This is a genomic window from Burkholderia sp. Ap-955, from assembly GCF_011753045.1.
Classification (GTDB): domain Bacteria; phylum Pseudomonadota; class Gammaproteobacteria; order Burkholderiales; family Burkholderiaceae; genus Burkholderia; species Burkholderia lata_D.
The window spans coordinates 1-6996 of record NZ_VWWH01000168.1; the positions used below are offsets into that span (position 1 = coordinate 1).

General features: G+C 67.4%; 6 protein-coding genes and 1 pseudogene. All 7 read left to right on the top strand.

All coding sequences use genetic code 11. The annotated features are described in order from the left end of the window. A partial coding sequence (locus F3J15_RS36565) for a hypothetical protein (RefSeq protein ID WP_166897560.1) occupies positions 1 to 428 on the top strand: 428 nt, incomplete at its 5' end. A gap of 61 nt (positions 429 to 489) precedes the next feature. Then, on the top strand, positions 490 to 1329 hold the full coding sequence (locus F3J15_RS36570; RefSeq protein WP_240159369.1) for an outer membrane lipoprotein-sorting protein: 840 nt from the start codon (positions 490 to 492) through the stop codon (positions 1327 to 1329). 5 nt (positions 1330 to 1334) lie between these two features. Then, the gene (locus tag F3J15_RS36575; RefSeq protein ID WP_089445254.1) at positions 1335 to 2165 is read left to right on the top strand and encodes a hypothetical protein; all 831 of its coding nucleotides are present in this window, start codon (positions 1335 to 1337) and stop codon (positions 2163 to 2165) included. Then, positions 2162 to 3892, top strand: coding sequence for a c-type cytochrome (locus F3J15_RS36580; RefSeq protein ID WP_205191147.1), 1731 nt, complete (start codon positions 2162 to 2164; stop codon positions 3890 to 3892). Before F3J15_RS36575 ends, F3J15_RS36580 begins: the two co-directional genes overlap by 4 nt. 160 nt (positions 3893 to 4052) lie before the next feature. Then, the gene (locus F3J15_RS36585) at positions 4053 to 5438 is read left to right on the top strand and encodes a cytochrome C (RefSeq protein WP_089445255.1); all 1386 of its coding nucleotides are present in this window, start codon (positions 4053 to 4055) and stop codon (positions 5436 to 5438) included. 156 nt (positions 5439 to 5594) lie between these two features. Beyond that, positions 5595 to 6401, top strand: coding sequence for a c-type cytochrome (locus tag F3J15_RS36590; protein ID WP_166897563.1), 807 nt, complete (start codon positions 5595 to 5597; stop codon positions 6399 to 6401). Between the two features lie 152 nt (positions 6402 to 6553). Continuing rightward, positions 6554 to 6996: pseudogene (locus F3J15_RS36595) on the top strand (c-type cytochrome biogenesis protein CcsB); the annotation flags it as partial.

The following is a 6996-nucleotide window of genomic DNA, read 5'->3' on the forward strand; positions in this document are numbered from 1 at the left end:
CGCGGCCGGCCGCGGCCGGGCAGGACGCGCCGGCCGAGGCCGCGCACCGGCGCTCGCCGTACGTGCCGGTGAGCCTGCCGCGCGAGGCGAAGGCCTATTACCAGATGGGGAAAGGCATCGACGACCTGCACGTGCGCAGCACCGCGTCGGGCAACCTGATCCGCTTCAGCTATCGCGTGGTCGATCCGGACAAGGCGCGGCTGCTCGCCGATACGAAGTCGACCGTCTACCTGTACGGAGAAACGAGCCACGCGATGCTCGTGATTCCGGTCATGGACCAGATCGGCGCGCTGCGGCAGACCGGCCAGCTGATAGCCGGTCAGGAGTACTGGATGGTGTTTTCCAACAAGGGAGGGCCGATCAAGCGCGGCGAACGGGTCAGCATCCTGATCGATTCGCTGCATATCGACGGGCTGGTGGTCGAGTAATCACATAAACGCGTGCCGTCGCGCATCGGCAACGGGCGGCCTGCATGCGGGGAGAGCAGTCATGAACCGGTTTCTTTTCAAGTCGATTTCGGCGGCGTGCGCCGCCGTCTTTCTGACTTTCGGCCAGGCCGCCTTCGCGGCTTCGGCGGCGGGGAATGCGCAGGCGGCGTCGGCCGCGCGCATGGACGCGGCGCAGATCGCCGCGCGCAATGTCGCGGCGCGCGGCGGGTTGCAGGCGTGGCGGGCGGTGTCGACGCTCAGGATGACGGGCCAGCTCGATGCGGGCGGCAAGAAGAACGTGAAGCTGCCGTTCACGCTGACGCTGAAGCGCCCGCGCAAGAGCCGGCTCGAGATCCAGTTCGAGCAGCAGACCGCGCTGCAGGTGTACGACGGTTCGCAGGGCTGGCTCGTCCGGCCGTACCTCGGCCGCAACGACGTCGAGCCGTATACGCCGGCGCAGCTCAAGTCGGCCGCGTCGTCCGCCGAGCTCGACGGCCCGCTGATCGACTACGCGAACAAGGGCACCACGATCGAGACGCTCGGCACGGAGCAGGTGGAAGGGCACCGCGCGTACGTGCTGAAGCTGACGACGAAGGACGGCGCGACGCGGCGCCTGTGGGTCGACGCGTCGAGCTTCCTCGAACTGAAGATCGACGGTGAACCGCGCGTACTGGATGGCAAGACGCATAGCGTCGCCATCCTCTATCGCGATTACCGCAAGGAGAACGGGCTGGTCATGCCGCACACGCTCGAGACCGTCGTGAGCGGCGTCAGGCAGACGCACCGGATCACGATCGAGCACGTCACGCTCAACGAGACGGCCGACGACGCGCTGTTCGGCAAGCCGCCGCTCACCGTCGCCCGGGTGGCGAGTCACCCGACGGACAGCCCGACGAGGTGACGGCCATGGGACGGATCGGATCGTGGGTGCTCGCCGGCTGCGCGATGGCGGCCCTGTGCGCGTGCGAGCAATTGCCGGGACAGGGCCTGACCGCAGACCAGGTCGTCGAGAAGAACATCGCGGCGCGAGGCGGGCCCGATGCATGGCGCAAGATCCAGACAATGGTCTGGTCGGGCCATGTGGACAGCCCGAACGCGCCCGTGCGCGACATGCCGTTCATCCTCGCGATGAAGCGGCCGAACAAGACGCGCTTCGAACTCACCGTGCTCAACCAGAAGGCCGTGCGCGTGTTCGACGGCCGCGAAGGCTGGAAGCAGGGCGCGAGCAGCGGGGCGAGCCTGCGGCCGTATACGCCGGGCGAGCTGACGTCCGCGCGCGACGAGCAGGTGATCGACGGGCCGCTGGTCGACCATGACGCGAAGGGCATCGGCGTGGCGCTGGACGGCGTCGAATCGCTCGGCGGTCACGACGCGTACCGCCTCGCGGTGAAGCTGCCATCCGGCGCGGTGCGCCACGTGTGGATCGACAGCCATACGTTCCTGGACGTGAAGGCCGACCGCGTGGTGCGCGGGCCCGCCGGCCCGATCACCGTGGAGGTGAACTACAGCAACTTCAAGCGCATCGACGGCCTGCAGATCCCGATGAAGATCGAGAGCGGCACGGCCGCGGCAGCGACCAAGGACACGCTGTTCATCGACAAGGTGTCGCTGAATCCGCCGCTCGACGACGCGATCTTCGCGCGACCCGCGTCGCCGGGCGGACGCCGTCCGGTGGCGATCGATGCAAACGCGTGGCCGATACTGCCCGGCGTCGGCGGGCCGACGGCCCGGCCATGAACGGCATTCGGGGGCGGCTGCGCGCCCTCGCGCGGGTGTGCCTGCCGGCGTCGCGCAGGCAGCTGGCGCGGTGGATGGTGCTGGCCGTACTGGGCGTGAGCGCAGGGCAGGCGCTCGGCGACGAGGCGGCGGCGCCCGCCGTGCCAACCGCGTCGGCCGTCTCCGCCGTGTCCGCTGCTGCCGCGCCGGCGGACGCGGGCGCGGCGATCTACCAGCGCGGCATCCTCGGTTCGGGCGCGCCGCTCGAAGCGATGCATCAGGACGGCGTGCGCCTGCGCGGTGCCGCGGCCGCCTGCATCAATTGCCACCGGCGCAGCGGCCTCGGTGCGAAGGAAGGCAACAATACGATCCCGCCGATCACGTGGCGCTACCTCGTGCATCCTCGCGCGCAAACCGGCGAGGATCTCGACATTCCGTACGTCCCCGGCATGCGCACCGATCGCGAACCGTACACGGAAGAACAGCTCGCGCGGGCCGTGCGCGACGGGATCGATTCGGAGGGCCGGCCGCTCGCCGGGCTGATGCCGCAGTATGCGCTCGACGATGCCGACATGGCCGCGCTGAGCGGGTATCTGAAACGCCTCGACCGGCGCAGGCTTCCGGGCGTGACGGACACGGTGCTGCATTTCGCGACGATCGTCACGCCGGACGCGGACCCGGTGAAGCGGGCGGGCATGCTCGACGTCCTGCAGCACTACTTCGCGGACAAGAACGCGTTTCCGTTCGGCACGACGCCGCCGCTGCGCTCGACGCGAAAAATGATGTTCATGGTCAATCGGCGCTGGGAACTGCATGTCTGGTCGCTCACCGGGCCGCCGGACACGTGGCATGCGCAACTGGACGCGTATCTCGAGCGGCAGCCGGTGCTGGCCGTGGTGTCGGGGCTCGGCGGCCGGAACTGGGCGCCGGTCCACGACTTCTGCGAAGCGGCGGCCGTGCCGTGTCTGTTTCCGAACGTCGAAGTGCCGGTCGAGACCGATCGCGATTTCTATTCCGTGTACTTCTCGCGTGGCGTGCTGCTCGAGTCGGACCTGATCGCGAAGCGCATCCTGGACGAAGTCGGCGCGCGGCCGGGGAAGACGGTATGGCAGGTCTATCGCGCGGGCGACAACGGCGAGCGCGGCGCGCAGGCGCTGGCAGCCGCGCTGAAGGCGCGCGGCATCGCGGTGTCGAATCACGCGCTCGCGCCCCGCGACGGCGTCGCGCACGCCTTGCGCCGCATGCCGCGCGACGACGTGCTCGTGCTGTGGCTGCGGCCGCCCGATCTCGCGGCGCTCGACCCTATGCCGCCCGCGTCGGACACGGTGTTCGTGTCGGGGCTCCTCGGCGGGCTCGACAGCATGCCGCTGCCGACGAGCTGGCGCGGCGTGACGCGCGTCGCCTATCCGTTCGATTTGCCCGAGGGGCGGCGCGTGCGCGTCGACTACGCGTTCGGCTGGTTCACGATCCGGAAGATACCGATGGTCGCGCCGCAGGTGCAGGCGGATACCTATCTCGCGTGCGGCCTGCTCGCCGAAACGCTGAGTCACGTGGTCGATTCGTTCGTGCCCGAGTATCTGGTCGAGCGCATCCAGGACATGCTCGAACGCCGCATCCTGACCGGCTACTACCCGCGCCTGACGCTCGCGCCCGGGCAGCGCTTCGCGTCGAAGGGCGGCTATATCGTGCGGTTCGCCGGGCCGGACCGCACGAAGATCTCCGCCGACGGAGGCTGGATCGTTCCGTGAACGGCGCTACGCGCCTGCGGATGGAGTGGGGATCAGACCGCGTATGGAGGGAGTCGCCCCATGTCGGTTCCGATGCGTGCTTCGCACAATGAAGTCATCGCGCGACGTTCCGAGGTCGCGCCGGAGTATCGCGGCAAACGCTGCGGGGAGGGAAATCGTCATGACAACGTTCCTGGCCGGCCATGATGCGCGACATCGCCGGGCATATCGCGGCTGGCTGGCCGTGCTCGCGGCGCTCGCGTTGCTGCAGGCGTCCGTCGCGCACGCGCTGCCGATCTTTGCGCGCCAGACGGGGCAGAGCTGCGTCGCGTGCCATGCCGGCGGACAGTTTCCTGAACTCACGCCGTACGGGCGCATGTTCAAGCTGAACGGCTATACGTTGGGCGAGCGCACGATTCCGCTCGCCGCGATGGCCATCGGCGACCTGAGCACGACACGGGGCAACAGCGACGCCAACGGCAACCCGATCAATCCCAAGAACGCGCTGCCGATCTTCGATTTCGCGAGCGTGTTCCTCGCCGGGAAGATCACCGACAAGATCGGTGGATTCGCTCAGTTTACCTATACGAACTACGATCACCAGAACGACAGCGGCAAATGGAAAGGCCACTGGTCGTCGGACAATACCGACTTCCGCTTCGTCGACCGGATCATGTCCGCCGGGACCGATCTGATCCTCGGCTTGACGTTGCACAACAACCCGACCGTGCAGGACGTCTTCAACACCGCGCCGGCCTGGGGTTATCCGTACATCGCGTCCACGATCAGCCCGGTCGCCAGCGTTCCGGCGCTGCCGGTGCTCGAAGGGAGTCTTGCGATGCAGGTGGTCGGCATGGGCGGCTACCTGTACTGGAACAAGACGGTTTATGCGGAGCTGACCGCCTACAGCACGGCCGACGGCATCTGGTCGTTCCTGAGCCACGGCAACCACGAGGGCAACCCGGACCACCCGCAGGTCTATCTGCGCGGCTACAACCCGTATGCGCGCATCGCGCTGACGCGCGAATGGGGCCCGCACAGCCTGATGGTCGGCGCGTTCGGGCTGAGCGTCGACATCTATCCGAACGACCCGAACAACTTCCCGATCTTCGGCACGGGCGTGACACGCTATCGCGACTACGGTTTCGACACGCAGTACCAGTACCTGCTGGAGCCGCACACGGTCACCGCGCAGGCGCGCTACGTGCGCGAGAACATCCACGACCCGAACAACTTCGTGCTGGGCGACAGTGCGGCGGCGCGTCTCGATTCGCTGCGGCTCAAGGCGTCGTACATCTACCAGAACAAATACGGCGTGAGCCTGTCGTTCTTCAATACGACCGGCACGGCGGACAGCACGCTGTATTCGGGCAGCGCGAACTTCCATCCGAACACGCAGGGCTGGACGCCGGAGATCTTCTGGATACCGGTTCAGTACGTGCGGATCGGCTTGCAGTACACGCATTTCACGCGGTTCCTCGGTGCGGCGACCAACTACGACGGCGCGGGTCGCAATGCACGGGATAACGACACGCTGTTCCTGTACCTATGGGTCGCGTCGTTCTGACCTCCCGGCCGGCGTTCCCCGTTCGCCAGGCCGACTGGAGCACGCGCAGCGAGCGGGTGGCGCGTATCTCGCATCGCGTGTCGATGCAGATGCGCACCGTCGCCGAACGGAATCGGTTCGCGCGGCGTCGGAAATTGCGGCAAGGAGGAGCCTGACATGAACAAGGTGGCCCATATCGTCTCGCTTGCGCTGGTGCTGGCCGGGGCGGGTTGCCACGACCTGGAGCGGTCGCGGCAGGTCGACAACCCGGCCGTGTCCGGCAAGACCATCGCGCTGCAGGTGTGCTCGAACTGCCATGGCGCGACCGGTGTGTCGGTGTCGCCGATGTTTCCGAAGCTGGCCGGACAGCGCAAGGAATATCTCGTCGATCAGTTGAACGACTTCAAGCATCACGCGCGCGCCGATCCGAATGCGAAGCGCTACATGTGGGGCTTCACGCATCTGACCGATGCGCAGATCGACCAGCTCGCGGATTATTTCTCGAGCCAGCCGGCGGCGCTCGGCGAGGTCGGCGATCGCTTGCTCGTCGACACGGGCAAGGCGATCTTCGCGTCGGGCCTGCCGGACAAGGGCGTCGCGGCCTGTATCGGGTGTCATGGCCAGCATGGCGAGGGCATGAGCGGGTTTCCCCGTCTCGCCGGCCAGCACGCGGACTACGTGCTGAAGCAACTGAGGATCTTCCGGGAAACCGACACGCGGCCGCGCGGCGCGATCATGAAGTCGGTGTGCTCGAACATGACGGAGCAGGACATGCGCGCCGTCGCGGCATTCGTCGAGGCATTCCCGGCGGAGGCCAGCGTATCGGCGAACCCGCCGGAAGTCGGTGCATCGACGAGCCCGATGGAAACCGGCGTATCGACGAACGCTCCGGAGGTGGGTGCACCGATGAACGCGCCGGAGGTTGGTGCATCGATGAACGAGCCGGAGGCCGGTGCACCGACGAACCCGCCGGCTGATCAATGAGCAAGCGCCGCCGAATCGGCGTCGCAGGCGGCACGTGCCGCGCGGCGGGCAGGCGACCGGCGCCGGCTGTGATCATTTAGGTGTCTCGTCTCCCCCGGGGCGGGGCGCCTCTTTTTCTTCCAACCCTGCGCAGTTCCATTCCGGTGAATGCCATGAAAGCGATGCAATCCTCTCGCGGCGATGCGGCTTCCGTTGCCGCGTCGCCGTATCGGCAAACAGGTGCGTTGCGGGAGGTTCGGGCAGTCGATCTGTTCGACGACCGTCCGTTCCTCGCGCGCCTGTCGCTGCTCGACTGGCTGTTCGCACTGGCGCTCGTGGTGGGCGCGGGCTACGCGCTCGTGCACTACAACGCGCGCATGGATGACTACGACAAGGCGGTGATGATCGGCGCCGTGCCGGCGCTCATCGCGCTCGGCTGGCGCTGGAAACCCGCGCGGCTGATGATGGCGTCGATCGCCGTGCTCGCGTTGCTGTCGATCCAGATCTACCAGGGCGATCTCGCGCGCGCCGATTCGGCGTTCTTCCTCAAGTACTTCCTGTCGAGCCAGTCGGCCATCCTGTGGATGAGCGCGCTGTTCGTGCTCGCGACGATCTT

Coding starts and splice junctions, on each gene's coding strand:
- F3J15_RS36570 (WP_240159369.1), top strand. CDS start 490: ATGAACCGGTTTCTTTTCAAGTCGATTTCGGCGGCGTGCGCCGCCGTC.
- F3J15_RS36575 (WP_089445254.1), top strand. CDS start 1,335: ATGGGACGGATCGGATCGTGGGTGCTCGCCGGCTGCGCGATGGCGGCC.
- F3J15_RS36580 (WP_205191147.1), top strand. CDS start 2,162: ATGAACGGCATTCGGGGGCGGCTGCGCGCCCTCGCGCGGGTGTGCCTG.
- F3J15_RS36585 (WP_089445255.1), top strand. CDS start 4,053: ATGACAACGTTCCTGGCCGGCCATGATGCGCGACATCGCCGGGCATAT.
- F3J15_RS36590 (WP_166897563.1), top strand. CDS start 5,595: ATGAACAAGGTGGCCCATATCGTCTCGCTTGCGCTGGTGCTGGCCGGG.